Source organism: Methylobacterium sp. EM32 (assembly GCF_040593685.1).
GTDB lineage: Bacteria > Pseudomonadota > Alphaproteobacteria > Rhizobiales > Beijerinckiaceae > Methylobacterium.
The window spans coordinates 1-1416 of sequence record NZ_JBEXZS010000123.1 but is presented as its reverse complement, the minus strand read 5'-3'; the positions used below and the strand labels follow the sequence as shown (position 1 = coordinate 1416).

1 pseudogene is annotated in these 1416 nt (G+C 57.3%); it reads left to right on the top strand.

Annotated features, from left to right (window positions below):
• Positions 1-1166: 1166 nt before the first annotated feature.
• Positions 1167-1416, top strand: a pseudogene (locus ABZT49_RS16915) (deubiquitinase); the annotation flags it as partial.

Sequence of the window (1416 nt, the reverse complement as noted above, 5' to 3'; positions counted from 1 at the left end):
CATGCTGTTATCATCATCAATATCTTTGAATTCAATCCAAAGCAGATTGTGGCCGCAAGGAAAATTCTTGATCTGTTGTAGCACCATGATCGCGATCTGCGGCCACGTTTTCCATTCGCGTTGCATGCGCTCGTTCCGGAGGCGGCAGACACTTCTGCGCCACTGCAGGCCCACAGTCAAATTGAAAATTCCGTTTTCCTACAATCATACCCTTATGCCGCACCCTCGATCACCGATATTCGCCATCAAACAGAGGGCAAAGAATTGAATTAATGTCATTTAGGATCAAATTTTTACTTATGAATGTCGATATATTATTTTCCGACACTACACGTGCAATGGTCGTAAATCTCGCTGTTGACCCCCCCTTCGAACACAATACGGGTGAGCTCGACACGTCTGTCATCAAGCTGGAGCAAATCTATCGAGCAGGTGTTGCGTGGTGCGATGGGCAATCGCAGCTCCCTCAGAACGGAGCCCGCCAAGATTCTAAATCTCTGGCGGTCGTTGTGCTGCCGGAACCGGATTGGCAGCCGAACATTGACCCAGCAGTCACACCAGCCTGCCGCCTCATGGCCGCTCGGCTGGCGTCACCGGCGGGCCGGGTCTCCGTGACGGGGAAAACGCTTCCGGTCCGCCGCGCGGTCGGCGTTCTGCCTAAGTCGTGTTCAATTCTGGACAAGCTAGATTTTCCCGCAGGACGCAGGTCCGGTGCGTGATATGTGATCACCCACACCTGCAGAGAGTTTCCCGCCTCGGCAATGATTGGTGGTAATACGCTGGAAACTCGACTTGTCTCGATCGCGAGGATCACCGGTTCCGGCATCGGCCGCGTGACGAGGACTTGCTCGCCCGCGTTTCGTCGCGTTGATGGTGCCGACGGTAGCCCGCCGCAACCACGACACGGCCAATATTTAGGATGCCAACCTGACGGCGCGCTGCCAGCGCTGTCACATGTTGCGCAATCGCGATAAGCATCAGAGCTGCCACTGGCTCACTCTGTTTCGGCGCGAAGCCATGGGTGACCTGTCCAGGGGCGCTACCGACTTGCCTCAACTCGGCCGAGCCGACTCGATCACTCCGGTGGCGGCTCCTGATCAAAACGTTAGGAACGGGACATTCATCAATGCCAAGGTAGCTATGGCGGAGGAACGTGGCGAGGGAACATGTCAGACAGCCAACGAGAAGCGGTGCGCCAGAAGGCGCTCGCTGAGATCGCGCTGCTCGACACGGCCCCGGAACGCGAGTTCGACGCTCTGGCGAAGCTCGCTCAGCGCATGCTCGGCACCCGCATGTCCTCGATCACGCTCATCGACCCTGAACGGCAATGGTTCAAGGCGCGATGCGGTCCCTTGGCGTCCGAGACGCCTCGTGCCGGAGCATTCTGCCCCGTCGTCTTCGAGACCGAAGCACCTT